Origin of the sequence: Methylobacter sp. S3L5C, from assembly GCF_022788635.1 — a bacterium.
In the GTDB taxonomy this organism is placed as follows: Bacteria; Pseudomonadota; Gammaproteobacteria; order Methylococcales; family Methylomonadaceae; genus Methylobacter_C.
In genome coordinates this window covers 4,690,458-4,717,095 of record NZ_CP076024.1, presented here as the reverse complement: position 1 = coordinate 4,717,095, position 26,638 = coordinate 4,690,458, and the positions used below count along the sequence as shown (strand labels likewise).

At 42.5% G+C, this 26,638-nt stretch carries 24 protein-coding genes and 1 pseudogene; 13 read left to right on the top strand and 12 right to left on the bottom strand.

Annotation, left to right across the window (positions count from 1 at the left end; genetic code table 11):
- Positions 1–5: 5 nt before the first annotated feature.
- Positions 6–1,826 carry a multicopper oxidase family protein gene (locus KKZ03_RS21375; RefSeq protein ID WP_243218831.1) on the bottom strand — a complete coding sequence of 607 codons (1,821 nt, stop codon included), beginning with the start codon at positions 1,824–1,826 and terminating at the stop codon, positions 6–8.
- A 439-nt stretch (positions 1,827–2,265) separates the two neighbouring features.
- Between KKZ03_RS21375 and KKZ03_RS21370 the strand changes: the two genes are divergently transcribed.
- From KKZ03_RS21370 to rlmA, 4 genes are all read left to right on the top strand, one after another.
- The gene (locus KKZ03_RS21370) at positions 2,266–2,769 is read left to right on the top strand and encodes a CDP-archaeol synthase (protein WP_243218830.1); all 504 of its coding nucleotides are present in this window, start codon (positions 2,266–2,268) and stop codon (positions 2,767–2,769) included.
- 44 nt (positions 2,770–2,813) lie between these two features.
- Complete coding sequence (locus KKZ03_RS21365) at positions 2,814–3,566, top strand: endonuclease/exonuclease/phosphatase family protein (RefSeq protein ID WP_243218829.1); 753 nt, start codon at positions 2,814–2,816, stop codon at positions 3,564–3,566.
- A complete protein-coding gene (locus KKZ03_RS21360; protein WP_243218828.1) occupies positions 3,563–4,159 on the top strand; it encodes a CDP-alcohol phosphatidyltransferase family protein in 597 nt (198 codons plus the stop codon). Before KKZ03_RS21365 ends, KKZ03_RS21360 begins: the two co-directional genes overlap by 4 nt.
- A 180-nt stretch (positions 4,160–4,339) precedes the next feature.
- Positions 4,340–5,209 (top strand): 23S rRNA (guanine(745)-N(1))-methyltransferase, encoded by an 870-nt coding sequence (rlmA, locus tag KKZ03_RS21355; protein WP_243218827.1) that lies wholly within the window; start codon positions 4,340–4,342, stop codon positions 5,207–5,209.
- An 86-nt stretch (positions 5,210–5,295) separates the two neighbouring features.
- Here the strand turns inward: rlmA and KKZ03_RS21350 are convergent, their stop codons facing one another.
- The gene (locus KKZ03_RS21350; protein WP_371744779.1) at positions 5,296–6,564 is read right to left on the bottom strand and encodes a L,D-transpeptidase family protein; all 1,269 of its coding nucleotides are present in this window, start codon (positions 6,562–6,564) and stop codon (positions 5,296–5,298) included.
- Positions 6,565–6,912: 348 nt separating this feature from the next.
- Here KKZ03_RS21350 and KKZ03_RS21345 point away from each other — a divergent pair, with 348 nt between their 5' ends.
- From KKZ03_RS21345 to KKZ03_RS21325, 5 genes are all read left to right on the top strand, one after another.
- A complete protein-coding gene (locus KKZ03_RS21345; RefSeq protein WP_243218826.1) occupies positions 6,913–8,331 on the top strand; it encodes an amino acid permease in 1,419 nt (472 codons plus the stop codon).
- 363 nt (positions 8,332–8,694) lie between these two features.
- Positions 8,695–10,632 (top strand): acetate--CoA ligase, encoded by a 1,938-nt coding sequence (acs, locus tag KKZ03_RS21340; protein ID WP_243218825.1) that lies wholly within the window; start codon positions 8,695–8,697, stop codon positions 10,630–10,632.
- A 228-nt stretch (positions 10,633–10,860) separates the two neighbouring features.
- Positions 10,861–11,769: an NAD(P)-dependent methylenetetrahydromethanopterin dehydrogenase gene (locus KKZ03_RS21335; protein WP_243218824.1), complete on the top strand. Its 909-nt coding sequence runs from the start codon at positions 10,861–10,863 to the stop codon at positions 11,767–11,769.
- Positions 11,770–11,815: 46 nt separating this feature from the next.
- Positions 11,816–12,721 carry an NAD(P)-dependent methylenetetrahydromethanopterin dehydrogenase gene (locus KKZ03_RS21330; protein WP_243218823.1) on the top strand — a complete coding sequence of 302 codons (906 nt, stop codon included), beginning with the start codon at positions 11,816–11,818 and terminating at the stop codon, positions 12,719–12,721.
- A 492-nt stretch (positions 12,722–13,213) separates the two neighbouring features.
- Entirely contained in the window at positions 13,214–13,894 is a 681-nt protein-coding gene (locus tag KKZ03_RS21325; RefSeq protein ID WP_243218822.1) for a metallophosphoesterase, read from the top strand.
- Positions 13,895–13,971: 77 nt separating this feature from the next.
- Here the strand turns inward: KKZ03_RS21325 and KKZ03_RS21320 are convergent, their stop codons facing one another.
- Positions 13,972–15,534 carry a LysM peptidoglycan-binding domain-containing protein gene (locus KKZ03_RS21320; RefSeq protein ID WP_371744778.1) on the bottom strand — a complete coding sequence of 521 codons (1,563 nt, stop codon included), beginning with the start codon at positions 15,532–15,534 and terminating at the stop codon, positions 13,972–13,974.
- Between the two features lie 203 nt (positions 15,535–15,737).
- Between KKZ03_RS21320 and KKZ03_RS21315 the strand changes: the two genes are divergently transcribed.
- Both KKZ03_RS21315 and rnhA read left to right on the top strand, forming a co-directional pair.
- Complete coding sequence (locus KKZ03_RS21315; protein ID WP_243218820.1) at positions 15,738–16,454, top strand: class I SAM-dependent methyltransferase; 717 nt, start codon at positions 15,738–15,740, stop codon at positions 16,452–16,454.
- The gene (gene rnhA / locus KKZ03_RS21310; RefSeq protein ID WP_243218819.1) at positions 16,447–16,881 is read left to right on the top strand and encodes a ribonuclease HI; all 435 of its coding nucleotides are present in this window, start codon (positions 16,447–16,449) and stop codon (positions 16,879–16,881) included. The genes KKZ03_RS21315 and rnhA overlap by 8 nt, the downstream gene beginning before the upstream one ends.
- A gap of 82 nt (positions 16,882–16,963) precedes the next feature.
- Here the strand turns inward: rnhA and KKZ03_RS21305 are convergent, their stop codons facing one another.
- The 8 genes from KKZ03_RS21305 to KKZ03_RS21270 form a co-directional block, all read right to left on the bottom strand.
- Positions 16,964–17,347, bottom strand: a complete 384-nt coding sequence (locus KKZ03_RS21305; protein WP_243218818.1) for a YajD family HNH nuclease — start codon at positions 17,345–17,347, stop codon at positions 16,964–16,966.
- A 54-nt stretch (positions 17,348–17,401) separates the two neighbouring features.
- Positions 17,402–17,779 (bottom strand): hypothetical protein, encoded by a 378-nt coding sequence (locus KKZ03_RS21300; protein ID WP_243218817.1) that lies wholly within the window; start codon positions 17,777–17,779, stop codon positions 17,402–17,404.
- A 280-nt stretch (positions 17,780–18,059) separates the two neighbouring features.
- Positions 18,060–18,572, bottom strand: a complete 513-nt coding sequence (locus tag KKZ03_RS21295; RefSeq protein WP_243221702.1) for a hydrogenase maturation protease — start codon at positions 18,570–18,572, stop codon at positions 18,060–18,062.
- Positions 18,565–20,067: a Ni/Fe hydrogenase subunit alpha gene (locus KKZ03_RS21290; RefSeq protein ID WP_243218816.1), complete on the bottom strand. Its 1,503-nt coding sequence runs from the start codon at positions 20,065–20,067 to the stop codon at positions 18,565–18,567. The genes KKZ03_RS21295 and KKZ03_RS21290 overlap by 8 nt, the downstream gene beginning before the upstream one ends.
- Positions 20,068–20,076: 9 nt before the next feature.
- Positions 20,077–20,298: a GDCCVxC domain-containing (seleno)protein gene (locus KKZ03_RS21285; RefSeq protein ID WP_243218815.1), complete on the bottom strand. Its 222-nt coding sequence runs from the start codon at positions 20,296–20,298 to the stop codon at positions 20,077–20,079.
- Positions 20,299–20,390: 92 nt separating this feature from the next.
- On the bottom strand, positions 20,391–20,930 hold the full coding sequence (locus KKZ03_RS21280) for an NADP oxidoreductase (RefSeq protein WP_243218814.1): 540 nt from the start codon (positions 20,928–20,930) through the stop codon (positions 20,391–20,393).
- Positions 20,920–21,639, bottom strand: coding sequence for a 2Fe-2S iron-sulfur cluster-binding protein (locus tag KKZ03_RS21275; RefSeq protein ID WP_243218813.1), 720 nt, complete (start codon positions 21,637–21,639; stop codon positions 20,920–20,922). The genes KKZ03_RS21280 and KKZ03_RS21275 overlap by 11 nt, the downstream gene beginning before the upstream one ends.
- A 2-nt stretch (positions 21,640–21,641) precedes the next feature.
- Positions 21,642–23,456, bottom strand: a complete 1,815-nt coding sequence (locus tag KKZ03_RS21270) for an NAD(P)H-dependent oxidoreductase subunit E (RefSeq protein WP_243218812.1) — start codon at positions 23,454–23,456, stop codon at positions 21,642–21,644.
- Positions 23,457–24,176: 720 nt separating this feature from the next.
- Here KKZ03_RS21270 and KKZ03_RS21265 point away from each other — a divergent pair.
- Positions 24,177–24,791, top strand: coding sequence for a fibronectin type III domain-containing protein (locus KKZ03_RS21265; protein ID WP_243218811.1), 615 nt, complete (start codon positions 24,177–24,179; stop codon positions 24,789–24,791).
- 991 nt (positions 24,792–25,782) lie between these two features.
- Positions 25,783–26,130, top strand: a pseudogene (locus tag KKZ03_RS21260) (transposase); the annotation flags it as partial.
- A gap of 122 nt (positions 26,131–26,252) precedes the next feature.
- On the opposite strand, the gene KKZ03_RS21255 reads toward KKZ03_RS21260, so the two are convergent.
- Positions 26,253–26,480 (bottom strand): hypothetical protein, encoded by a 228-nt coding sequence (locus KKZ03_RS21255; protein ID WP_243218810.1) that lies wholly within the window; start codon positions 26,478–26,480, stop codon positions 26,253–26,255.
- Between the last annotated feature and the right edge of the window lie 158 nt (positions 26,481–26,638).

The following is a 26,638-nucleotide window of genomic DNA, read 5'->3' as shown; positions in this document are numbered from 1 at the left end:
CTGGATTATTCAATCAAAAAGTCACGCATCATACCCATATCTTCATGTTCAAGATTGTGGCAGTGGTACATAAACAAGCCTTTAAAATCCTGGAAGGGTTTTATGATGCGAACCTTCTCGCCCGGCATCACCAGTACGGTATCTTTCAGGCCGCTTTCGATGAAGCCATCACGCACGGTGGCATAGTCTGCCGCATTATCTGCACTGACACTGCGACTGACAATTTGGAACTGTTGTCCGTGTAGATGAATGGGATGCGCCATGGTCATCATCATGCCCATACCTCCCATACCTCCCATACCACCGCCCATGCCCATCATGCCTTGACCTCCGCTTTTCTGATCGTCGTCATCATGCTTCATGCCGCTCATCATCCCCATGCCACCCTTGTGACCCATACCCATCATGCTTTGGCCACTACCTTTCTGGTCGTCGTTACCATGTTTCATACCGCCCATCATACCCATACCGCCATGTTCTTCAGTTGCCGGTGCGGATTCTTTACCATGACCGCCACTACCGCCGTGCGCATGGAAAATTTCCATGAGTTGGATAGTGTTAACCTTGATGCGTTCAAAGTCTTGAATATCGTCGAACTTGTAGGGGCGACTATTAAGCAGCATGGCCATGGGGCCTTCAGAAATACCGATGGGGAGTGGTTTGTCAGGATTGGCCGTCGCACTAATTGGATGCCAGTTGATTTTTGATAACTGTGACGGCAGTTTAGGGCTGTCACTGACTTTTTTGGTAATCCGTGCAGTAAAAATGGGATAATTACTACCGACAGGCAAGGTATTGGCATGCATCATACCACCCATGCGTCCTGCCATTTTTGGTAATACGCCTGAAAAATCCAGACTGCGCATGACTAACTGCGAACCTTCATTACGACCGCTAAAATCGGCCCAGACGTCTAAACGCTCACCGGGAGCCAGCATGACGTAGGGTTTGACTTCCGGTTGTTCCAACAAGCCGCCATCAACACCAATTACTGTGATGGGAGTGCCATCATCCCAACCCAGTTTGTAAATACGTGCTGTTGAGCCGTTTAAAATACGTAAGCGATAGGCGCGGCTGGCAACATCAATCTGAAAATCCGGACGACCGTTGACCAGGATACGATTGCCATAGAATCCTGTCATCCGATCATGCATGTTACGCGCATAAATGAGTTGGTTTTGTTCATCGAAGAGACGATCCTGAATCACTATCGGGATTTCGTATTCGCCGGCAGGTAATTCCAGTTTTGCTTCTTCATCATCATGAACGAATAATGCGCCAGCAAGGCCATGATAAACCTGTTTGGCAGTGGCTTCATGCGGATGTGGGTGGTAAATATTCATACCTGCCCGATTTAGCACTTCAAATTCATACACCAGGATTTCACCGGGATCGATGGTGTACTGGGGATGACCATCCATATTAGCGGGGACATGCAAGCCATGCCAATGGGTAACGGTGGGTTCGGTCAGTTTATTGTACAAATTAATGCGTACTTTCTGGCCTTTTTGTAAACTGATTAACGGCCCAAGATAAGATCCTGCTATGTTTGTGAGGGTCTCTTTTGGTCCTGTTTTTAACAACGCCGTGTATTGTTGCACCTGAGTCTGTTGGCCGGACAGGATAGATACAGAACCGGATTGGCAAAACAGATCGAATTCAACATCCGGTTTAAAATTGGGTGAGGCTTTGTTGGGTGTTAATTTTGGCATGCCATGCATACCTTCCATCGCTTGCAAAAAGCCCGGCATACCCGCAAAAGCAACCAAGCCTAAGCCAGATTGGGTCAGGAAGCGACGACGGGAATAATTTTTAAGACTAGACATAAATCCTCCTCAAGATAGAATTGCCCCGTTTAATAATACTAGTTTTTATAATGATGGAGCGACAGTGAGTTTATATTAGAAAACTATTATATTCAAGGTAATACCTGATGTTTTTTGTGGTTGGCAGCAACTAAAAAATAGCGGCTATTTTAAGTATTTTTGAAACAGTTGTAATCAAACGTTTTAGCTATAATTAATACACAATAAATAGACTTATCATTAGACTTATATAGCAGGAAATTTTGTCGTTATGGTCACGGTTACAATATGTTCTCCTTGAGAAACTAATGCTAAAGAGCAAGTGCTGGTGGGTTGGTTATCAGTAAATACACTGGTAACAGTGCAATTAATATTAATATAGCCGATAATCAATTTTTATGATTATTGTTTAAGTTATCGCTCTCCGGATTTTAACCAGGTTAAAAGGATAGGGTTGAATATGCCTTTGCAGTCACTGTGTTGGTATTGCCTTTTTCAGGCTTTGGTTTTGCTTCTTGTCGCTAATGGTGCGCCAGTTATTGCCAGTAGAGTTCTGGGTAACCGCTTGGCAATGCCAATAGATAACGGGCTTTATTTAGGTGATGGTCAGCGTTTGTTAGGCATTACTAAAACTTGGCGAGGTTTTTTTTCAGCCATTTTTATTACGACTGTTATAGCAATTTTATGTGGGCTTGAACCTTTAACGGGGGTATTGTTTGGTATGCTTTCAATGCTGGGTGATATGCTGGCCAGCTTTGTTAAGCGCCGACTTGGTAAGGTTGAAAGTAGTCAGGCGCGAGGGTTTGATACGATACCGGAGACATTGTTGCCGTTATATCTGTTAAAAGAACCGTTAGGGTTGGATTTTATTGATATTACCTTGGTTGTCGTGCTTTTTTTTCTGTGTGAGGAATTTTTTTCACCCATTCTTTACCGGTTACATATTCGTAATAAGCCCTATTAAAAACAGCTCCAATTGTCTCACTTCCAAGGAATAGTAAAGTCGCTATGAAAAAGAAAGAATTGAAGGTACTTACTTATAACATTCATAAAGGCTTTAATGTCGGCAACAGGGGCTTTGTCTTACATCAGATTCGTGAAGCGTTGGTCGCTGCGGATGCCGATTTGTTGTTTTTACAAGAGATGCAAGGCGAGCATCGTCGTCATAAAAAAAATATCGAACATTGGCCTGATCAGTCACAAATTGAGTTTATTGCTGAAGGCGTTTGGCCGCATTTTGCCTATGGAAAAAATGCAATTTATAATGCCGGCCATCATGGTAATGCGCTTTTAAGCAAATACCCTTTTGAGAGCTGGGAAAATATCAATGTATCCCCCTTTCCCTGGGCCAGCCGTAGTCTTCTGCATGGTATTATCCGCCTACCTGAGAGCAGCCAGGATATCCATATTGTGTGTATTCATTTTGGTTTGATGGGTAAAGAGCGTCGCCTGCAAATAGGAAAATTGTGTGATCGTATTGACAGTCATGTGCCGCATGACGCACCATTAATTGTCGCGGGTGACTTTAACGATTGGCGGGGACAAGCCGGGCGACTTTTTCACGATCATCTGGATTTAAATGAGATTTTTTTACAAACTCATGGACACCATGCCCGTACCTTTCCGGTTTGGTTGCCTTTTTTTCAGATGGATCGTATTTATTATCGTGGCCTAATTCCGGTGTCGTGTGACCGGTTGACTCATTCACCTTGGCACATGCTTTCCGATCATGCACCACTTGCCGCCTCATTTGCTTTATGAACAGTAAACTGTTTACAGCGCAGTCGAGGTTAACCTTGCCTAATTTGCTGACAGGATTTCGTTTTGTAGCTGCTCCCGGCTTGTTGCTGCTGGCATGGTACGGTTATGGCATTGCTTTTATGGTGCTATTGGCGATTGCTTTTTTAACTGATTTATTGGATGGTCTGGCCGCGAGGTTGACAGGGCAAGTGTCCCAGTTTGGTGCTACCTTGGATAGCTGGGCGGATGTCATTACCTATCTAACGATTGCTGTTTGTTGCTGGTGGTTATGGCCGGAGATCGTTCGTAGAGAGCTGGTTTTTGTCTGCTTGATTGTCGCCAGTTGCTTGTTACCGGCCATTGCAGGTTTTAGCAAGTTTGGGCGCTTTACTAGTTACCATACTTGGGGAGTCAAGATTGCAGTCGCCTCTATGGGTCTATCATTGTACGTGTTGTTTCTCGGTGGTCCGGCATGGCCATTTCGATTAGCCGCTGTTATCTGTATACTTGCCGCTATTGAAGAAATCGTACTTACCTTACTTTTGTCCGAACCCGAGTCAAATGTGCGCTCAGTCCGGGATGTATTAAAGCGTTCTGTACGAAATAGTCGCTAATTTTGAGTCTTTTTATTTATTACGAAGGACATGAAGATAAAAGTTTGTCGTCCTTCGTGTTTTCGTGTCGAAGTTTTCATAAAAATTTTGTCTATTTACCGTTTTTAATGAGTCGGGTTAAAAATATAATTGTTTTAAATCGTAACCCGCATCCCTTTAGCAACTACCGAATTTTTTCCTGTGCAACAAGTAATAGAAGTGCCAAATACCCTGTATCTCTGTCCGGTTTGTAGAGAGCCACTGCAACTAAATCAATCAGGTAAAAACTATGCCTGTCAGAATCGACATAGCTTTGATCTGGCCAAAGAAGGTTATCTGAATCTGTTACCTGTACAAGATAAACATTCTAAAGAGCCTGGCGATAGCAAGGAAATGATGATGGCCAGACGTCTGTTTTTAGAGGCAGGGTTTTATGAACCGATAGCTAAAGCAGTGGCTATGATGATTGATGCCAACAACACAAAAGGCGAGGGTATGCAGTTTTTGGATTTGGGTTGTGGTGAAGGGTATTACAGTCGGAAAATTGCCTGCCATTATAAACACAGTGAAAAGATTGCTTTACATGGTATTGATATTGCCAAGTTTGCCGTAGCCGCCGCTGCTAAAAAACAGCCTGAAGCACAATTTGTCGTTGCCAGTTCAAACCGACTACCCTATATAGATCAGTGTTTTGATTTTATCTTGAGGGTATTTGCGCCATCAGCTGATGACGAGCTTAAGCGGGTGCTAAAAGCTTCCGGGTATTTGCTTATTGTCACACCTGGCCCTCGTCATTTATGGCAGTTAAAAAAATCTATCTATACAGAGGTAAAAGAACATTCCTCAGAAAGTTTGGTTTTACAAGGTTTTGATCAATTGGTCACACAGAGGATTAGTTACAAGATTACCCCAAATGCTCAGCAAAGAATGGCTCTATTACAAATGACACCTTTTGCATGGCGAGCTAATGCAAGTGTTCAGCAAGCCTTAAGCGCCATTTCAGAACTGGAAATTGAAACCGACTTTATATTGACGTTGTTTGCAAAAACAGTAGATATTGAAACCACTTAAGTAAAACATATTTTTTTGCGAAGGGTAAAAGTCCGTAAATCATCATTCAGATAGCGAATTACGGACTTTTCAAGCACGATTAAAGCTTAAGATCCACGATAATAACCAGCCTGATTGTTCTGGCTTTTAGTGACTGTTTTAGGCACTGCTTTCTTGGTCTTACTGGTAGTCGTTGTTACTTGCTTTTTACTTTTAGCGGTTGTTACTGGTTCTTGTTTTTTCGATTTAACGGTAATTGCCGGTAATTTTTTAGTGTTTTTAGTTGTGGTTACTGATCCGGGTTTTGAATTCTTGGTCGTTATTGTTGCCGCCGGTTTTTTAGTTTTAGTCACAATGACTGGAGTCGGCTTTTTGATTTTAGCGATGGGTTCTGGAATAGGCTCTGGTTCAATGAAGGGTATTTCTCCTTCCAATGGAGGTAATCTTTCATAAAGAGGTACAGGTGTTCCATCCAAATCTTTAAGTGCCTTGTTTAAAGCTACCTGGTCAAACTCTGGAAGCTCATCATTATTGGCTTTTTGAATAAGGCTTAAAGCGGCTGCATAGCGTTGATCCTGAGTTTTTTCTTCACCTTCCAAATCAGGATGGGCTTCAACATAAAGGGTATTATTTAACCAGCCAACCTTGACGGGTTGTTTAACAATATAAACTGAAGTTCCCAGCGGAACTGAATTATATAAAGCTTCGATATCTTCAGGGTACATCCGTACACAGCCATGCGTTATTTGCATACCTATGCCAAAAATTTTATCAACGTCAGTTCCATGAATTCGATAATCCCCTGGAAGATTGAGATACAAGGCGTAAGCGCCTAAAGGGTTGTTGGGGCCAGGTGGGACGACAACCGGTAAAGGATCGCCGTTTGCCGCATGCTCGCGTCTGATTGATTCAGGTGGATGCCATGAGGGATCTTTCACTTTTTTTGAAACAGTGGTCTTACCCAATGGGGTTTGCCAGTCTTGTCTGCCTACGCCATGTGCGTAAGATCTTACTGTGCCTGGTTGGTTGGCAGGATAATAGTACATGCGATATTCAGCAATATTTAACGTAATACCTTCATGAGGGCTGTCCGGTAAAATACGTCGATTTGGCAAGCGTACAACAGTATCTTTTTTAATAAGCCAGCGATCAAGATTGGGATTTAAAGTGACTATTTCTGTTTGTCCCAGATTAAAATGTCTGGCAATATCTAATAACGTTTGGTCATGATCTACTGTTATTGTGACAGTATCTCCTGTTGACGAAGCAACAACTCTGTCACCGTTAACTTCCGGCAAATTATAAGTTGCAGCACAAACATTACCAACGACAGCTAGCAATAACAATGAACAAACAAAGAGGGTACGGATTTTCATTAAAATAATTTTCTCAGTAACACTATAAAATAACGCGTGGTTTAATAATCAGCATTGGTTAATACTACATCACGATTAATGCCAATTTGTAGGGTTATATTTTATCATGGGCTGCTTCAATAAACCATTAACAGAAATTTACAACTATAAAATAAAAAAATTCAAAATAAAACCTCTGCATGCTATGTAAATAGCCTGTTTGTTGTCAGTTTTTCTGATGCTTAACGGCTTTTTTGAGTATTACCGCGATTAACTGTGTGTGCGTTATAATCTGGCGCTATATAAATGGGTGATATTTATTCGCTACTTCTAAATTCTTGTTCAACTACACACGAGAGATCTTAAAACATGTCGCTGCAAATTTTTCGTACAAAACCAGTCGTTTCGCATGATGATCAGGATCACGTACTTAAGCGTTGCCTGTCGGCATGGGATCTGGCTTTTCTCGGCGTAGGTGCGATTATAGGCACGGGTATTTTTGTCTTGACGGGTATTGCTGCCGCAACGCAAGCCGGTCCTGCTGTCATTTTATCGTTTATTATTGCGGGTATTGCCTGCGCCTTCGCGGCACTTTCTTATGCCGAGTTGTCATCGTCTGTCGGTGGTTGTGGTAGTGCTTATGGTTATAGTTATGCGGCTTTTGGCGAGTTGATTGCTTTTATTATCGGTTGGGATTTGTTATTGGAATATGGTATTTCAGTGGCAGCAGTCGCCAACGGCTGGTCCGGTTATTTTAATAATGCACTCACGGCAATCGGACTGCCATTACCGGAGGTACTTACAAAAGCACCCAAGCTTGGTGGCATTATCAATTTACCGGCTTTCGCTATTATCCTGCTGTTAATGTGCCTGTTAATTGTGGGGGTAAAACATAGCGCCAAAGCCAATAATGTCATGGTCGTTGTTAAGCTCATTACCATCACTGTATTTATCGGTGTTGCGGTATTCAATGTTCACCCGGCAAATTGGGATCCTTTTATGCCGTTTGGCTGGTTTCAAACCTTGCCTGACGGAAAAACAACCGGCGTTTTGGCAGGCGCATCGCTGGTGTTTTTTTCTTATGTGGGTTTTGATGCGGTGTCTACTGCCGCTGAAGAAGCCAAAAATCCGCAACGAGACCTGCCTTTTGGTATCGTTGCCTCACTGGTTTTTTGTACCGTTATTTATATTATAGTCGCGGGATTACTGACCGGTATCGTCCACTATTCTGATCTGAATGTTTCCTCTCCTGTTTCTCATGCACTAACTCTGCTGGGTTACAACTGGGCATCGGCACTGATTTCAACCGGTGTTATCGCAGGTCTTACTACGGTTATGTTGGTGTTGTACTTCGGCTTGACACGTATTATCTTCGCGATGTCGCGGGATGGCTTGTTGTCATCTTTTTTTAACAAAGTTGACCCCGATACTCAAACGCCGGTACGTGTTATTGTGCTTTGCGGCGTTATTATGGCCCTTGTTGCAGGTTTTATGCCGTTGGGCGATTTGGCCGAACTGGTTAATATTGGTACTTTGGCAGCATTCGTGCTGGTGTGTTTAGGGGTGATCGTTCTGCGTATTACCAAACCGGACATGGTGCGGCCTTTTCGTTCGCCACTCAGTCCCTTGTTTCCTGTGTTGGGTATGCTGTCATGTGGAGCCCTAATGGCATTTCTGCCGGGTATCACCTGGCTGCGTTTCCTTATCTGGCTGGTTATCGGTTTGATTGTCTATTTTGGTTATTCAATGCAGCACAGCAAATTGGCGAAATCTGGCCAAGTGCGCTGATTAAAGCGGAACAAGTCGCAAAATATCGGTATTATCAAATTAACCGTAGGGGCTGACTTATGTGTCCGCCCAAAATTATTCGAATCTTTTGAACAGGATGAATACATAAGCTCGTTCTTATGATTGTAAATAAACAACTGTGCAATCAGGCATTCAATTTACCAGGAGACTGTCCGAGAATAGGAACTGTAGCGAGGGGAAGCTATTTTGAGTCAAATTTTTTGGTCAGTTGAGGCAAATAGTTGTTCTATTAAACGAAAATGAGCGGAAAATATAGCCAAAACAGCTTTTCCGCAGTAGGTTCTCTATGCTCGGACAGCCTCCTAGAGTTAGCTCTGCTTTCAGACATCACCGGAATTATAAATGTCAGACTTTAAGATTTATGATGTAAAACCAGCCATGGCCGCTCAGGCGCATATTACTGCCGAAACCTATAAAACTATGTATCAACATTCGATTGATAAGCCGGAAGCTTTTTGGGCAGCGCAGGCGGAGCAATTTTTAGTTTGGAGCAAGCGCTGGGATAGCGTTATGGATTGTGATTATTCAAAAGGCATTATACGTTGGTTTGCCGGCGGGAAACTTAACGTGAGTGTCAACTGCATTGATCGTCATCTTGAAACGCGCGGTGATCAGGTGGCTATTATCTGGGAAGGCGATAACCCTTCTCATGATAAAAAAATTACTTATAGGCAATTGCATGAGGACGTTTGTAAATTTGCCAGCGTTTTAAAAACGCAGGGTGTTAAAAAAGGTGACCGGGTTTGTATTTACTTGCCCATGATTAGCGAGTCGGCAACGGTAATGCTGGCCTGTACAAGGATTGGTGCCGTGCACTCGATTGTTTTTGGCGGATTTTCGGCGGATGCTTTAAAAGACCGGATACTGGATTCAAATTGCAAGTATGTCGTTTGCGCGGATGAAGGTTATCGTGGCGGTAAAACGACACCGATTAAAGCCAATGTTGACCTGGCAGCGACTTCTTGTCCACAGCTTCAAAAAGTCATTGTTATAAAAAATACCGCCAGCACCATTGACTGGCAGAATGGCCGTGATATCTGGTATCACGAGGCAATGGCAAAGGCTTCAGTTGACTGTCCCGCTGAAGCTATGGATGCTGAAGATCCTTTGTTTATCTTGTATACATCCGGTTCGACGGGTAAACCCAAGGGTATTGTGCATACCACCGGGGGGTATTTGTTATATGCGGCCATGACCCATAAGTATGTGTTTGATTATCATGACGGTGATATCTATTGGTGTACTGCCGACATAGGTTGGATTACCGGGCATTCTTATATGATTTACGGGCCCTTGTGCAACGGCGCGACCACTTTGATGTTTGAAGGTGTACCTACTTATCCTGAAGCAGATCGTTTTTGGCGAGTGATTGATAAGCATCAGGTCAATATTTTCTATACCGCACCAACGGCAATTCGTGCATTAATGGCTCAGGGTAATGACTTTGTTACCCGCACGGATCGTAGCAGTCTGCGTATTTTGGGTAGTGTCGGCGAGCCTATTAATCCGGAGGCATGGGAATGGTATTACCACGTCGTTGGTAACGGGCAATGTCCGGTCATGGATACCTGGTGGCAAACTGAAACGGGTGGCATATTAATCACCCCGTTGCCCGGTGTTACTGCTTTAAAACCGGGTTCGGCAACCTTGCCATTTTTCGGTATCAAGCCGGAAATCATGGATAATCAGGGTGCCATTATGGACGGTGTCGCAGAAGGTATTTTGGTCATCAGTAGCCCATGGCCAGGTCAGGCACGGACAATATATGGGGATCATCCTCGCTTTATTGATACGTATTTTAAAAACTATCCCGGTTATTATTTTGCCGGTGATGGTGCACGTCGGGATAAAGATGGTTATTACTGGATTACCGGGCGTGTCGATGATGTGATTAATGTGTCGGGCCACAGAATGGGTACGGCAGAAATTGAAAGTGCCTTGGTGTTGCATGAACAAGTCGCAGAAGCTGCTGTTGTCGGTTATCCGCATGATATTAAAGGTCAGGGAATTTACGCTTATGTGACGTTGAATGTTGGCATTGAGCCCTCGGAAGCACTGAGAAAAGAGTTGGTTGATTTGGTTAGAAAAGAAATTGGTGCCATTGCCAATCCTGATATTATTCAATGGGCTCCCGGTTTACCCAAAACCCGCTCAGGTAAAATCATGCGCCGTATTTTGCGAAAAGTGGCCGCTAATGAACTGGATAATCTGGGCGATACCTCCACACTGGCGGATCCGTCGGTAGTTGAAGAAATTATTGATCATCGCGCCAATAAATAAGGTCCTATTAAAATAAGTATCCTGCTGGGGATTTCTATAGGTAATTCATTCGCCTTGGGCCGATAAGTTGGCCTTTACATTATCTTTGTGGATACTTTTATCATGGTTGTGACTCATGGAATTATCGTTAATGCGGTTTTTCGATTTTTAGGGTCAATTACGCAAGACCATTGTTATTCTGCTATTTTTTCTTTTATACTGACCGGCTAAATACATCAAGGAGATACCATGGAAAAACCATTTATTTTACACATGCTAACCACTGCTAAAAACTTAAGTCCTTTTGACGTCAATATGGCGCTGGATGCAGGATGGGTTTCTGCATTACCTTATATAAACGTTGAAGCCAGCGAAGTTCAAGGACTTGTACAAGATGCTATTTTTTCGCGCAGTGCAAAAAACTTAAAACGCACCGGTATTTTTATCGGCGGCCGCGATACCAAACAAGCCATGGATATGTTGAAAACAGCCAAGCGGTCAATGGTTCCACCTTTTGAAGTTTCTGTTTTTGCTGATCCTAGCGGTGCTTTTACAACTGCTGCTGGAATGGTTGCCGCTGTAGAGCATGAGTTAATTACAAAATTTAACACGACCTTGGCAGGTAAAAATATTCTTGCCTTAGGTGGAACAGGTCCTGTTGGTCAAGCCGCAGCAGTCATTGCGGCTCAGGCAGGTGCCAACGTAAGGATAATTGGTAGACAACTGGAAAAAGCTCAGCATATTGCTGAACTGTGTAGCAATGAATTTGGTGACGGTAAAATTACCATTACCGCAGGTGCTGATGCTGACAAAGCTGAATATATGAAAACTGCTGATGTTGTTTTTGCAACCGGTGCAGCAGGTATTGAGTTGCTGAGCGCTGAGTTAATTGCCTCAGCTCCACAGTTGAAAGTTGCTGCAGATGTTAATGCGGTGCCGCCCTCAGGCATAGCCGGTGTTGATGCATTTCATAATGGCAAGCCTATTGAAGGTTCGAACAGTGGTGCTGTTGGCATAGGCGCTCTGGCTATTGGTAATATTAAATACCATGCACAGAATCGCTTGTTGAAAAAAATGATCGAATGCGATAAGCCGGTTTATTTGCATTTTGAACATGCCTTTGAAGTAGCCAGAGCTTATGTTAAGTCAAAAGCTTAAACTCAATATTAAGTTTACCCCGCACTCATTATAAGGAGCATCTCTAATGGAGAAACGTAGCATTCTTCACATGCTTGACCCCATGCCAAACAATAGTCCATTTGATATTAACATGGCGATGGACGCAGGATTTGATGTGCTTATGCCTTATAGTAATGTCAAATTAGACAGTATTTACAGGCTCACTCAGGATGCTATTTTTTCCCGTGGTCCAACAGGTGTCAAGCGCACCGGAATCTTTATTGGTGGCCGTGATTTAGGGTTGGCTATGGATATGCTGGATGCCAGTCAACAAGCTATGGTTCCGCCTTTTGAAGTATCTGTTTTTGCCGATCCTAGTGGTGCATTTACTACAGCGGCAGCATTGGTTGCCTGTGTAGAAAAAGAGTTAAAGGTAACACATGGTAAAGAATTAAAAGACTGTACTGCACTGGTTTTTGGTGGAACGGGACCTGTCGGTATTGCTACGGGAATTATCGCTTCCTTGGCGGGTGCCAAGACAGCATTGGTCGACCATTTATTGCTTGAGACGGCCGAAGATGTCGCCAAGGCTTATAATCGTCGGTTTGGTTGTACGCTGAAAGGTGCCTGTGCTAGTTCTGAAGCTGATAAAGCCCAATTGGTGGCTACCGCTGATATTATTTTTTGTGTCGCCAAAGCGGGTGTTCAGGTACTCAGTTTGGCTGTTTTAAAAGAGGCCAGGCAATTAAAAGTGGCTGGTGATGTTAATGCGGTTCCGCCAATGGGTATAGAAGGTATCAAGCGCAGTGATTTAGGCGCGCCTTTAATTCATGCAATCAATGCACAAGGCGCAGTAGGTGTCGGAGCCTTGGCCGTGGGCAATGTTAAATACAAGCTTCAGAATGAGATGTTAAAATTAATGCTTGAAACGGATAAGCCATTATATCTTGATTTTAGAGAAGCCTTTAATAAGGCCAGGGATATAGTTTAGTTTTACATAAGCTAGTAAATTTTAGCTGCAAAAGAAGTGTTTGCTACCATATGATGGTTTTTGTTTGAATGGTGTAGTGTTTAATGATTTAACCTGATGCAGTAGTCCCAGTTATATCTGTTTTCATTTCTCCTCAGTTGATCAGGTTTATTATCGACGTGCGGGTGTGTTGTTAAAAGGCCTTAATCACGATGAGCATTTAAGAGTGTTGGGCGATGATTTGTATAAGGTAATTTCCTGAGAATAATATACCCGGCTTACCGGTTTTTTTATTCATTTACTGCGTTGTCAAAATAGTTACGTAGTCAGCTATGTCCCTGTTTTGTCGTGTAAATAAACAAAAATCCTGCGCCACTTGGGACTATTAATTCTTGGATGTCACCAAATCAATACGGATTGTCCGAGTGATATTCATATTTTATCTTCATCTCTAGCGAAAATTGACAAATTGTTGGTTTTCATCTCATCATGAAAAGAAAGGAAGGTAACAACATGAACCAACAGAATAAAATCTTGTTTGCTGGTGATCCGCATGGAAATTTTAAGCCTTTGATAGCCGCTGCTCATAAATACCGGCCGGAAGCTATCATTTTACTGGGTGATTATGATCTGGATATGCCGTTAGAAAGTTGTTTAGAGGAAATTGATGGCGTCACTGAAATTTGGTGGATTGCCGGAAATCATGATTTTGAATCGCCTGAAAAATACAACAATTTATTTAACTCGGCTTTTTCTGATAGAGATTTACACTTAAAAGTTACTGAAATAGCAGGGCTTAGAGTCGCCGGATTAAGTGGTGTTTTTCTTGGTAGGGTATGGTATCCACCGCAACAACCCAAATGGTTGGGTAAGCAGCATTACTTGCATAATCAGTCCGCTAGTATGCAGAGTTCGGAGATGGCGCTAAAGTATAAATCAGCTATTTGGCATGATGAATTTGAGGCATTAAAGGCTCTGAAAGCAGACATTTTAGTATCACATGAAGCGCCGGGGTCTCATCGACATGGTTTTAAGGTGATTGGTGAATTAGCGGCGGCAATGGGGGTAAAGCATATATTTCATGGCCATCTCCATGAGAATTATGCCAGTATTATTAGAAATAATATTAAAGTCAGTGGCGTCGCTAACGGTGCGGTAACAAATTTGTTTGGTAATATGCTAAGTGAAAAATGACTTAAAATAGTTCTTGCTAAATCAGGCTTATCTGGCAGTGCTTGGCATTGGCAAATAAGCCTGATTTAGTCAGGTTTTTAGCTTGAGGATTGATTGTTATCGACGATGATCTTGAGTGTTTGGCCTGGACGAAGACCTTTAACCAATGTGGCAGCGTTAGATTTACGCAAATCGGCAACAGAGACGTTAAACTTTCTGGAAATTTGTGTCAGCGAGTCGCCTTGCCCGACCTTGTAACTGATTAGGCGGATTGACGATGATACGCTGGCAAGTTGTGGATTGATGCTATTGATAGTCAGTTTTCGACCTGGAATCAATGCTGTTTTTAAAGTAGCGCTGTTCCAGTTAGCAATGTCTTTCGGAGTGACAGAAAATCGTTGAGAAATGTTAAAGAAAGTATCACCTTTTTTTACTGTATAGACTTGAGTGCTGGTGGCTTTAGGTTTTGATATGCTGGCAAGTAGCGGAGTACTATTTGATTTTGCTTCTGAAGGCATTTGTAAGCGCATACCGGAATTAACGGTATTGCTGGTTAAATGATTGACTTGGCGTAATGATTGAACAGTTGTATTGTTTCTATTGGCAATAGCAGACAAATTGTCTCCTGATCTAACTTTGTATTGCGCCAGGTTTGTTCTGGTTTTGTCACCGCCAAGCTGGGCTGTTTGTACCTGCTCCTGATCTTTGTCTTGGAAGCGTGGCTCGGTTGTCCGCTTTTCATTGTATTGTTTTATAGCGACTCTTTCAGAATAGGGAAGTGTCGCCAAATTATTTTTAAATGCTTGCGCTTGAGCTGCCGGAACCAGCAGTCGATGCGGACCTTCAGGAGCTGTGCTGGCGCGGTTAAAGCCCGGATTTAATTTTAAAAAGGCATAGAGCGGTGTATTGGCCAGTTTTGCCGCTTTGTGCAAATCCAATGGGGATTTAATATCAACGACTTCAAAGTAAGGTTTATTGGGAATATGTTGTAAATGAATATTGTATTCGTCGGCATGGGCAAATAATCTGGCAATAGCCAGTAATCTTGGCACATAGTCATCGGTCTCTTGAGGGAGGTCTAAGGACCAATAATCAGTAGGCAGATTGAGATATTCATTTCTTTCAATGGATTTTCTTACCCGGCCTTTCCCGCAATTATAAGAAGCAAGTGCCAGCAACCAATCGCCATCAAAATTTTCACTTAATTCTTTTAAATAAGTGGTTGCCGCTTTTGTGGAGGCGTAAATATCGCGCCGACCGTCATACCAGGCATTTTGTTGAAGACCATATTCTTTTCCCGTGGCAGGCACAAATTGCCAAAGTCCTGATGCGTCAGCTTTTGAATAGGCATCCGGTACAAAAGCACTTTCTACAACGGGCAATAAAGCCAGTTCGCCGGGCATGTTTTTGGCTTCAATTTCATCAAGAATATGGTGTAGATAGGGTTCTGCCCGTTGTTGAATTATCGCAAGGGATGCCGGATGTTCCAGATACCAGTATAATTCACGGTCTATACGTGGGTTTTTAATATCAGGTAACGAATAGAGTGATAATAACCTCTCCCAAACGGTGTCTTTGTGTGTTGATGCGGTTTTGAATTTATGTTTGCGCAGGGTAGGATGGTACACATAGCCGTCATTTTGAGTGGATTTGACAGGCATTTGATCATTAACGACCAGAGGCTCTTTCGGTGTATCTGAGCAACCGGTTACAATTAAAGATATCGAAATTAATAAAAAATTAACCGACCTGTTAAAATTAACGCGTGTCATCTTGAAGCCTAAGGGTATAGTTATTATTTTAGCGGAATTGTATCATTTTTCTGGATGAAAATCATTAACGTATGTTGTGTTGAGTGTGATTGATGAAACGAAATTTTTTATTTGCTTGGTACCAAACCCCAAGAGGTAAGCTGTTAAAAGAGCTTGAAGCTGACTATATACAGAAATCCATTACCGTAAGTTGTCAACAAATTATTTTACAAATTGGTGGCTTGGGCTGGGAGAATGACTTTATTGATTGTACTTTATACAAAAATTATACAATACTGGATACCAAAGGAATGGGCTGCGATGAGGCAATAAAAATCAGGGCGATAGCCTATAGTTTGCCATTTCAAAGTGACAGTGTCGATATGATTATAATACCGCATTTATTGGAGTTTGATACCCATCGGTTTCAGACCATGCGAGAGGTTGAGCGCGTTTTAAAGCCCGAAGGATTATTAGTGGTATTAAATTTTAATCCTTGGAGTTTTTGGGTCAGGTATCAATTTTTATGGGATAAAAAAATGGCTGATTCCTGGGGAGGGCACTTCATTTCCCGATCAAGAATCATGGACTGGTTAAAGTTGTTAAATTTTGAAGTGACTGTATCGTCCGAGTTTAATTTGGACTCTATCAGTTCCAAGCAGGGTAAATTAATAAGCTATGGGCAATCATTTTTTTCTACAGCTTATGCGGTTAAAGCCATAAAGCGGCGCTACAATATTATTCCGTTAACGCCAGTGAAAAATGCAAATCCTCGACTGTCTTTAATTAATTCACTAAATCCAACAGCACAGATAAAAAAACATGAGTAGTACCGTAATTATTTATACCGATGGAGCATGTCGTGGCAATCCAGGGCCGGGTGGATGGGGAGTGATTCTTGACTATAAAGGCATTATAAAAGAACTTTATGGAGCAGAAAAACATACGACCAATAATCGCATGGAACTAATGGCTGCCATACAGGCATTGGAATTATTAACAAAATCCTGCTCCGTTCAGCTTAATAGCGACTCAAGTTATGTATTAAAAGGTATTACTGACTGGATGCCCAACTGGAAAAAAAGAGGCTGGAAAACGGCTGCAAAAACACCGGTTAAAAACGAAGATTTGTGGCGTAGACTGGATGCGACCATCGCTACACACAAGATTGAATGGAAGTGGGTAAAAGGTCATTCTGGCGATATTGGTAATGACCGCGCTGATGCTTTGGCTAATCTTGGTATCGATACCTTGTAATCAGATGAAAGGGTTAAAGGTGAAGGAATAACCTTCAACTCAGTCACATTTTAACCTCTTGCACCATCCTTAGGTTTATGGCCTATTTTTTACTGCCCATCAGGTTTTTCAGGTCTGCAAATGGATTGTGACTACCCATCGAGACACTGGTTCGATTATTGGTTTGCAAATTACCGAAGCGGGTTTCTTCGTAGCGTGAATGCTCATTGTCGTGACAATAAAGACATAATAATTCCCAGTTACTGCCATCGGCAGGATTATCATCGTGATTGTGATTTTTATGATGAACAGTCAACTCAGTCAGATTGGTATGGGTAAATTCACGGGTACAACGACCACATATCCAAGGATAGAGTTTAAGTGCCTGACCACGATAAGATTGCTCCCTGATTTCCTGGTTACGTCGGGCATCGGTAACAATCTGGTTTAGTTTATCTTTATCGAGTGCTGTCTTTTTTAATGTCATAAAATTGTTTTTGTCTGTAAATAAATTGTTGTTAAAGCTCACCGGTCACCGGTTTTATTCGATTATTTTTACCAGCCAGCCGTCAGTGCCTTTACATTGATTTGGGCCATCGGCAGCAATACTAATTCTGGCAAAGTCTTTTTTTATGGTATCGGGTAGTGTTCCTGTTACCAGAAAACTCTGGTTTTTAGGCGTAACTGTGACCTCTACCGGCTGATTTTTTACCGTAACGATAATGCTGTCAGGGTTGGTATTTGCGGAGGCGATAAAAGAAAAAGCTGATTTTGGCGCAACTTCAGCATTGCTGACCGGGCTAAATTCGCTAAATTTTGGTTTGTCACAGGCTTTTGCGCTACTGCTGCTGCCATAAGACCAGACGTTACCGCTAATAATCATTAACGTCACCAGCCATAATGTTTTGTATGATTTCATTGCTGAGTCTCTCTATTTTTGTTTTGTGTCATTGCTCATTGGTTACAGACTCCAAGTTTAGCAAATTATCGTAAACGATCATATAAGCTGTCATCATTCTGCTCAGGCTGAATGTTGATTCACACAATAAATCTATACACAGATTCACCGGTAAATAATTTCGATGCTAACAGATACCATCCCTTTAAGAGTATAGATATCTATGCTCTAAGGGTTATTATCTGAATGCGCTTACAGCGACGCTAATTAGACATTTAATTTCTGAAAACTATAGTTGAAATTACAATTTACACAGCTCAGTAGGCATTAGCTGCACTGCATTGGTTTGTTGCAGCCACAGGTTAAGGTCAGGATTTTGCAATAACTTTTCCGCAAACTCACAGGCCTGAGCCAGATGACTTTTGGCCGGCGTACTTAAACCTTCACCCAATTCAAGTTTTTCGGCTTTGATGCTCAGTAAAAAACACGGCGGTGGCATTTGTTTTTTTATTGACTGATACACGGCTAAAACCGCCGCAGGGCTCATGGCGTGAGTGGTGTAGCTTTTATCTCTGGCAGGTTCAAGTTGGGCAAAGTCAAACGCCTCGACACAAGAAACCGAGGCATCAACAAACAATACCAGCGATCTGTTTTCCAAATCCAGCGCATGTTCAATTTGTAGCTGAAAGTCACTCAGTATTTCAATGTCTTGCAAATTACAGTGGCTTTCAACATATTCCAGTAATAACGGCCCTAGTGCGTCATCGCCACGACTAAGGTTGCCATAGCCAAATACAAGTACCGGTTTAAGCATTATTTGGCCGTTCAATTTGACCGCTACTGTGTTTGACCAGTTTATCAATCAGGTTACCTTCAGCATCAATTAATTCCAATTGTAACGGCATTTTTCCCATCGCATGGGTCGCGCAGGACAAGCAAGGATCATAAGCGCGAATAGCTACTTCCAGATTATTTAACAATGGTTCGGTTAATTCCCGACCCGATAAGTATTCTGCCGCCACTTGCCGAACGGATTCATTCATCGCCATGTTATTGCTGGTGGTCGAAACGATTAAATTGGCTTTGGTGACAATATCATTCTCATCGACTTGATAATGATGGAACAGCGTGCCACGTGGTGCTTCAATAACGCCGACACCTTCATAACGTTTCTCACCTTGCGCCACTAAATCATGGCCCATGATGTCAGCGTCATGGAGCAGTGTTTTAATGCTTTCGGCGCAATGCAGGGTTTCAATTAAACGTGCCCAATGAAAAGCCAGTGTACTATGAACCATCGCTTCGTTGCTGTGCGCTTTAAATTCTACGCGAGCAGCTTCTGCTAATGGCGTATTAATATAATCACAGTTATTGACCCTGGCTAACGGCCCTACACGATACCAGCCGTTTTCTTTCCCAATGGATAACAGGTAAGGAAATTTCATGTAAGTCCATGAGCGAACTTCTTCATGGATATAATCGTTATATTGGCAATAATCGACATGATCCATAATCGTTTTGCCATCAGCATCTTTCGCACGAATGCCGCCATGATAGAGTTCCAAGGCGCCATCGGGTTTGGTTAAGCCCAGGTAATTGGTACGTATGGTGCCAAAGTCATCATAGTAGGGAAGGTTGGAGCAATGTACTTTTTTAATAAGTGCGACCGCCGCTGCCGACCACTCAATCATTTGGCCGATATCTTCCAGTAAATAATCACGTTCCGCTTTGCTTAAAGATTTATTCACGCCGCCAGGAATAGCACAACTACCGTGAATGCGTTTTCCGGAGACCATACGTATCACTTCTTGGCCATATTTGCGAAGCTTTACTCCCTGCACACCAAGGTCGGGGTATTCACTTAGTACTGCAATAACAGAACGTTTGCTAATATCGCTTTCAAAACCAAATAACAAATCAGGGCTGGATAAATGAAAGAAATGCAGGGCGTGAGATTGGAGCACTTGTCCAAAATGCAGTAAACGTCTCAATTTATCGGCGGATACCGGTAAATTTTCGGGGTCAATCCCAACCAGTTGATCTATGGCTTTAGCGGCGGCTAAATGATGGCTTACCGGACAAATGCCGCATAAACGCTGCACCAAAACCGGCAACTCCCAATAGGGTCGTCCTTGTATAAAACGCTCAAAGCCACGAAACTCAACGATATGTAATCTGGCTTGCCGGACTTTATTATCAGCGTCCAATAATAAAGTGACCTTGCCATGTCCTTCAACACGAGAGACCGGATCAACAACGACTCGCTTCAGGTTTTCTGTATTTTTGGCGGTTTCTAAATGTTCGTACATGATAATTCTCTAAAGTTGGTTGGAACAACAAGACTGTCCAGCTTGTATCGGAGGGCAAGCGAATGTCCCATAAGAACAAAAAACACAACAATCATCTTGTTTAGGTTTTAATAATGTCTGGCAATGGGTGCATTGGTAAAAATACAAGCAAGCATCCGTTGGCATGATCTCCTGTTTTTCAAAGCTACATTCAGGGCATTTAATGATTGATTTTAAAATGAGTTCTGTCATATTCTGTTTAGCACCGCAGGATGCGCTGAGGTACAAAGCTCATCGTTCCTGACTGACGCGCCTTCTTCGTCGGCACATTCTACAGAACTCACTCAATCATAATGTACCAACTCATAAGGTAACGAAGGTTCGCGACCGTCAATCAAATCAGTCAAAAATTTCCAGAATACATCGGCTGAAGGCGGACAACCGGGCAAAAAATAATCTATTTTCACTACTTCATGAATCGGACGAACTTTATCCAGTAATAGGGGCAGTTCAGGATCGCTGGGGATTTGTGCATTTTCAACGCCTATACCATTAATATAAGCTTCATTCAGGCATTCTTCGAGAGGTATGAAATTACGCATTGCCGGTAGTCCGCCGTTAATAGCGCAAGCGCCGACCGCAACCAGAATTTTGCAGTTTTTTCGAAACTCGCGTAATACATGAACGTTTTCAGAATTACATACGCCACCTTCAATTAAACCAATATCGCAGTTTGTGCAGTGTTCTATATCGGTAATAGGTGAGCGGTCAAATTCAACGTGTTCTACCAGCTGCAACATGCGCTCATCAATATCAAGAAATGACATGTGACAGCCAAAGCAACCTGCCAAAGACGTGGTTGCGACTCTAATTTTATTTGTCATGTTGAGAATTCTCCGAAGCTAAACTGACTTGATCAATTTGTTGATGATCGTAAATACGTTCACCAATAGGTACTTGATAAGCGGTTCGCTTAATCAAAATCGCGCCGGTTGGACAAATATGTGCCGCTTGGTCCGTAGCTTCCATATCGGTATCTTTTAATAGTCCGCTTTGGGCATTAACAATTAAATGTTTATTAAGTCCGCGCCCACTAATGGCAAACACATCTTTACCATCTTTTTGCTGACTGGCCCTAACGCAAAGCGTACAAAAAATGCAGCGATTATGATCAATCATGACCTCCGCATGAGAAGCATCCAGTTCCCGGTTGGGATAAAACAGCGGGAAATGGTTGTCGAGCATATTTAAATGATAAGCAACGGCCTGTAACTGGCAATTACCGGTTTTTTCGCAAGAGGGGCAAAAATGATTGCCTTCCACAAACAGCATTTGGGTAATAAGCCGCCGGTCATCGGTTAATTCCTGGGTATTATTAAGTACATCTTGACCGTCCATAGCCGGAAAAGTACAGGCCGAACAAGTGCGCCCGTTTACTTTTACCGTACACAGTTTGCAACTGCCATGAGGCGTAAATTCGGGATGGTGGCATAGGTGCGGAATATAAACACCGGCTGCTGTTGCAGCTTCCATGATGGTCTGTCCCTCTTCAAAAGGGATAGTATTACCATCAATAGTGATTGATTTGCTCATGATTATTCCTCTGCTTGGGCTAAATGCGCACCGGCATCGTTACGCTTGGCCAATCGTCTGGCTGTTTCCAGCGCGCCATCCAAATCAAATCCCGGTTCATAACTAATTTTTTTCAACCGGCTTTGATATAATTCGGGGTAGCGCTGCAAGGTGGATAGTACCGGATTAGCTGCGGTCTGTCCCAGGCCGCAATGGCTTTGAGTCTTGACTAGCTGACAGAGCTCCTCAAGTGCGACCACATCACCCGCTGAGCCATGACCGCCAATAATTTTATCCAGCTGCTTTTTTAATAACGAGGTACCAACCCGACAGGGTGTACAAAAACCACAACTTTCATGGGCAAAGAAATGGGTGAAATTATTAACAATTTCAAGAATGTTTCGACTGTCATTAAAAACAATAAACGAGCCGCCAGTGGCTAGATCTTCAAAAGCCAGTTGCCGGTTAAACTCCTGATTAGAAATAAACGTACCTGATGGGCCACCTATTTGTACACCCAGCACATCGCTGGCTCCACAATCATTAAGAACTGTCTGGATAGTCGTACCGAAAGGATATTCATAAATTCCGGGTTGAGAGCAGTCCCCGCAAATACTTAAAATCTTGGTGCCTTTTGATTTTTCTGTACCGACGATGGCAAACCAGTCACCGCCGTTTACAGCAATACTGGCGGCTGCCATAAAGGTTTCAACGTTGTTAACTACGGTAGGTTTACCTAAATAGCCTTGAGTAACCGGATAAGGGGGACGGTTACGAGGAATACCCATTTTGCCTTCCAGGGACTCTATCAATGCCGATTCTTCACCGCAAATATAAGCACCTGCCCCGAGGCAAATTTCAATATCAAAATTAAGCCCTTCTTTAAGAATATTGCTGCCTAATAAACCAGCCTGCCGACGCTCATCCAATACTGCTTGCAACTTCTCGTAAAGATGTAGGTATTCGCCGCGTAAATATAAAAAGCCTTGTTGGGCGCCGATAATGGCGGCACATAAGGTCATGCCCTCAAACACTTCATGGGCATAAGAATTTAATAGCACCCGGTCTTTAAAAGTACCCGGTTCGCCTTCGTCAGCATTACAAACCACATAGCGTTGTTGCTGCCTATGTGTAGCGATATCGCAAAAGGAATCTTCTTCAGGGCCTTCATAACAAAGATGCCATTTCCAGGCGGTGTTATAGCCGGCACCGCCACGGCCACGTAGCTCCGCAAAGCTGATTTCGGCTAACGTTTCTTGTACGCCACGTTTATACATGGCTCTTAGGGCAGCACCCGGTTGGACGGGATTAGTCAGCAGTAATCCCGGCTGATAAATATTATCTTCGACAAGAAATAACTCGGCGGGCCATTCATTGAGTGGTTTTTGTTGATTAATTAAATCAGTGATCAGGTCAAGCCGGGGACGATCAAGGCGCGTTAGGGCATAGCCATTAACCAGGCCTGCCGGGCCTTGATCACACATGCCGGTACAAGACGTATTGTCCAGACTGACAACGCCATCTTGCCGAACGTCACCAACAGCGACTTTTAGTTTTTCCGCTAAATAACTGATCAGGTTTTGCTTGCCCAACATATGATCAGTAATGGAATCACTGATTAACAGTTCGTATTGTCCGCGCGGTGACAGATGAAAAAAACTGTAGAATTCAACAACACCGATAATCTGGGTGCGGGAAATAGTTAACAACTCGGCTAACTGTTCTATCACCTCTTGCGGAATGTAATGATACTGTGATTGAACTGACCGTAGAATATGTAATAGATGCGTTGGCTGATAGCGATGTGTTTCTGCGAGATCCTGAATAAATTTTTTCATTTTATTGCCCTGGCCTGATCTTTATGAATACTAGCTGATGTGATTATAGTGGATTGTTAACACAAGTCACCAACAATAGAAAAAAATAAAATGCCCTGTGTTTTTAAGCGATATCCAGTAATAAATATGGCAATGTGATGCATGATTTTTGCTCATCTTGTGTTGAACGGGTTATGTATAAAAAATGGTTGTTATTGTTAAAAAGGTTTTTTATCAAAGGGATAGCCAGCTTGATTCATTGGAATAAAAGTAGCACCCCATCGGGCATATATGCTACGCGACGTGATAAAAAGAAGATTCCGCGTGTCATCAACCTTATGTCATAGCAGGTAGGTCGTATACCAACAGAAACGTACCCTATTACAAATGGAGCAGATCGCATCCCGATAGAAATATGTTGTACTCCAATAGAAACAGACTGTTCTCCAAGAAAAATACGTTGCATGTAACTTGCAGTCGGTCGTATTCCAATAAAAACACGCCTTAAGCAAGTTCAAATAATAAGTATTTCCATAGTGATAATTCTTGTTTTAACGGGAACAGTAAACATTCCAGGCAAAGCAGGTCGGATTTCCAGTGAAACAAAAGGCATGTTTATAAAAAAATACCTTTGGATTCAATAAAAAATTATTTTACACCTCGCATAAAGCTATGAAATAATTTAACCACACTTTAATTGTTTTTATTAATTAATTAATTAACTATTTAAAGGAGCTCAGTATGAAAAAAATTAAAGTACTATTGGATTTTATCAAATTATCAATAGCAGAAAAAATCGCTTTTTATCGTAATATTATTGCCAAATTAACCGATAATCCAACCTATCCAACGCCCGAGGTGCCCTTAACGGAGGCTAAAGCGGCAGTAGATGCATTGGAAGCGGCTTTTGTCGCTTCGCGTGATGGTAGTCACAGCGCTATTTCTGCCATGCACGATAACGAAGTTGTAGCGAATGCTGTTTTTTATAAATTGGCTGCCTATGTCGAAAAAGTTGCTGAAGGCGATGAAACTAAAATTTTAAGTAGCGGCTTTCATGAATCCAGGCAACCCATATCACGTCAAAAACCCCAGTTATCGGCAGCAGACGGTGCCAATACCGGCAGTATAAAGTTGATTGCCAAAGCCGTGGATAGAGCGGGTGCTTATATTTGGCAATCTGCAAAAGAGAGTTTACCGGTGGAAGACAGTGAATGGGTATTGGTTGCAACGGGAACCCGCTCTTATCATGAGATTACCGGGCTTACTGTAGGCGGCAAGTATTATTTTAGGGTAGCCGCTGTAACGCCGGACGGTACCGCCGACTTTAGTGCGCCAGTGTTAAAGGTGGTAGTGTAAGTTTTAAGCTTGCCGTAAATAAAAGGTGAGGGCTTACCCTTACTGTAGCTGATTTTCTTAGCTTTACGTTGCAAAACGTGAGGTATGATCTCAAACCTGTTATGAACGCCGTTAGCCTTTGTTATTTGAAGCCCAACGTTAACTTTGATGATTTTTTAATCAGCAAGCCTCGTGTGTTTGTATCACCTTTGCATTTCCCGGGAAATTACAAAAATCAAAAATCAAAAATCAAAAACCAGATTTTTCTAAAGTCTATGGTCGGGTTACGACTTATGTCTAACCCGACCATAAGTATCTATCTCCCTCTTGAAAAAGGGTAGAGTAAAGTAAGGGGGCAAAGGCAAATTTATTAAAAAAACTGCCCCGAACCCAAACCTCCTTCAAGAAAGTGTTAATTGTTATAGCGAACACATGCTTCTATGAACTGTCCAAGGACAAGCTTAGACCCACAGTTGTCATTCACCCATGATATTTGGATGACAGCTTACTCACAGAATGCGGACTGTCGATTTTAGCAATTCAACTGACACTATAGACTAAAGCTTGCTGCTCTAACGTTTTGTCTAAAGTTTTAGTGTTTTAATATTCAGTAAACCTCATGAAAAATCGCTAGCAAGGGCGTATTTTTCGATTTTCTGCAAATACCTGACGCTAAATATTCCGTACCGAAATATCCACTGATTACGCATACTTTATAAACGACCGAGTAAAAAAAAGCCACCTCAGTAAGAAGTGGCTTTGGTTATATTGATGCAATAATTTTAATAAATTGAAGCTTGTGTCTTTTTGCGCATTGTTGCGCACAAGCCAATCAGGCTAGTTCCGAACATCCAAATTGCGGCTGGGACGGGTACGGCGGAAATGACTGCAACTTTGTCGAGACCGATATAACCACCACCGCCTGCTGTAGCTCCCAATAGTGAAACTAAAGTACTGGCAGAATCAGCAGTAAATGACAAGGTAAATGTTTGCCATGCATTAAGAGTATTTTAAAGGTAAAACCATGCGGCGTTATTGGTCTTCTTCCTGCGTTAAGTGCACCATGAAACCGCAATGTACCAGCGGTGTCAATCGGCGCATTAGTCGCTGGGAACATGAAGCGGTATTAGATGCTTTAGAAAAGCGCATTAATCAAGCACCGGAAATGATGAAGGTCAGGCGAAAAACCGTAGAGCATCCTTTTGGAACGCTTAAGCTCTGGATGGGTTACACGCACTTCCAAATGTGAACATTGGATCAGGTCAGTGCAGAAATGAGCTTGCATGTGCTTGCCTATAATTTGAAACGAGTCATGAATATCATGGGCACTGCGGCTCTCATAGAGGCTTTGAGGGCATAAAAGCCTTCTTTAGTCGCAGAAAGGAATTCTTCAACAGGATTTATGTCTTTATCAGCGCTGAGTTGCATTTTTATGTTTTTACTGGATAAAACCACACACAAAATAGTCGATAAATCGTAACCCTAGAACTTGGCAGTCTTACGAAGGCCATATTTTGCATAAATTGGATTTTTCACACAGTCTGGACCAGTGGCAGCCGCTAGGGTTTTAAACCCCGTAGCCGACAGATCAATACCATCAATGAATATATCGATTACTCTGGTGGCATTGTCTGCCGAGATGTAATCATCGAGTTTTTCTGGAAACAAAGTCGCATGAGTGCGAGCTTCGCCCGTTATAAATCCGCTCATATTGATATACTTTCAATTGAAAATATAATTATAGCTGGATTGTAGTTTTCACACAGTCTGGACCCATAACGGTCATTGAACTCCACTATCTGGGTGTCTGGTTCCTCACCTATAACTGCCAGTCAATTTTAGTAAACCAACCGGCATGAACCTAACGA

Excerpts from the sequence above, each read along its gene's own strand:
- KKZ03_RS21375 (WP_243218831.1), bottom strand. The coding sequence starts at position 1,826 with ATGTCTAGTCTTAAAAATTATTCCCGTCGTCGCTTCCTGACCCAATCT.
- KKZ03_RS21370 (WP_243218830.1), top strand. The coding sequence starts at position 2,266 with ATGCCTTTGCAGTCACTGTGTTGGTATTGCCTTTTTCAGGCTTTGGTT.
- KKZ03_RS21365 (WP_243218829.1), top strand. The coding sequence starts at position 2,814 with ATGAAAAAGAAAGAATTGAAGGTACTTACTTATAACATTCATAAAGGC.
- KKZ03_RS21360 (WP_243218828.1), top strand. The coding sequence starts at position 3,563 with ATGAACAGTAAACTGTTTACAGCGCAGTCGAGGTTAACCTTGCCTAAT.
- KKZ03_RS21350 (WP_371744779.1), bottom strand. The coding sequence starts at position 6,564 with ATGAAAATCCGTACCCTCTTTGTTTGTTCATTGTTATTGCTAGCTGTC.
- KKZ03_RS21345 (WP_243218826.1), top strand. The coding sequence starts at position 6,913 with ATGTCGCTGCAAATTTTTCGTACAAAACCAGTCGTTTCGCATGATGAT.
- acs (WP_243218825.1), top strand. The coding sequence starts at position 8,695 with ATGTCAGACTTTAAGATTTATGATGTAAAACCAGCCATGGCCGCTCAG.
- KKZ03_RS21335 (WP_243218824.1), top strand. The coding sequence starts at position 10,861 with ATGGAAAAACCATTTATTTTACACATGCTAACCACTGCTAAAAACTTA.
- KKZ03_RS21330 (WP_243218823.1), top strand. The coding sequence starts at position 11,816 with ATGGAGAAACGTAGCATTCTTCACATGCTTGACCCCATGCCAAACAAT.
- KKZ03_RS21325 (WP_243218822.1), top strand. The coding sequence starts at position 13,214 with ATGAACCAACAGAATAAAATCTTGTTTGCTGGTGATCCGCATGGAAAT.
- KKZ03_RS21320 (WP_371744778.1), bottom strand. The coding sequence starts at position 15,534 with ATGCCTGTCAAATCCACTCAAAATGACGGCTATGTGTACCATCCTACC.
- KKZ03_RS21315 (WP_243218820.1), top strand. The coding sequence starts at position 15,738 with ATGAAACGAAATTTTTTATTTGCTTGGTACCAAACCCCAAGAGGTAAG.
- rnhA (WP_243218819.1), top strand. The coding sequence starts at position 16,447 with ATGAGTAGTACCGTAATTATTTATACCGATGGAGCATGTCGTGGCAAT.
- KKZ03_RS21305 (WP_243218818.1), bottom strand. The coding sequence starts at position 17,347 with ATGACATTAAAAAAGACAGCACTCGATAAAGATAAACTAAACCAGATT.
- KKZ03_RS21300 (WP_243218817.1), bottom strand. The coding sequence starts at position 17,779 with ATGAAATCATACAAAACATTATGGCTGGTGACGTTAATGATTATTAGC.
- KKZ03_RS21295 (WP_243221702.1), bottom strand. The coding sequence starts at position 18,572 with ATGCTTAAACCGGTACTTGTATTTGGCTATGGCAACCTTAGTCGTGGC.
- KKZ03_RS21290 (WP_243218816.1), bottom strand. The coding sequence starts at position 20,067 with ATGTACGAACATTTAGAAACCGCCAAAAATACAGAAAACCTGAAGCGA.
- KKZ03_RS21285 (WP_243218815.1), bottom strand. The coding sequence starts at position 20,298 with ATGACAGAACTCATTTTAAAATCAATCATTAAATGCCCTGAATGTAGC.
- KKZ03_RS21280 (WP_243218814.1), bottom strand. The coding sequence starts at position 20,930 with ATGACAAATAAAATTAGAGTCGCAACCACGTCTTTGGCAGGTTGCTTT.
- KKZ03_RS21275 (WP_243218813.1), bottom strand. The coding sequence starts at position 21,639 with ATGAGCAAATCAATCACTATTGATGGTAATACTATCCCTTTTGAAGAG.
- KKZ03_RS21270 (WP_243218812.1), bottom strand. The coding sequence starts at position 23,456 with ATGAAAAAATTTATTCAGGATCTCGCAGAAACACATCGCTATCAGCCA.
- KKZ03_RS21265 (WP_243218811.1), top strand. The coding sequence starts at position 24,177 with ATGAAAAAAATTAAAGTACTATTGGATTTTATCAAATTATCAATAGCA.
- KKZ03_RS21255 (WP_243218810.1), bottom strand. The coding sequence starts at position 26,480 with ATGAGCGGATTTATAACGGGCGAAGCTCGCACTCATGCGACTTTGTTT.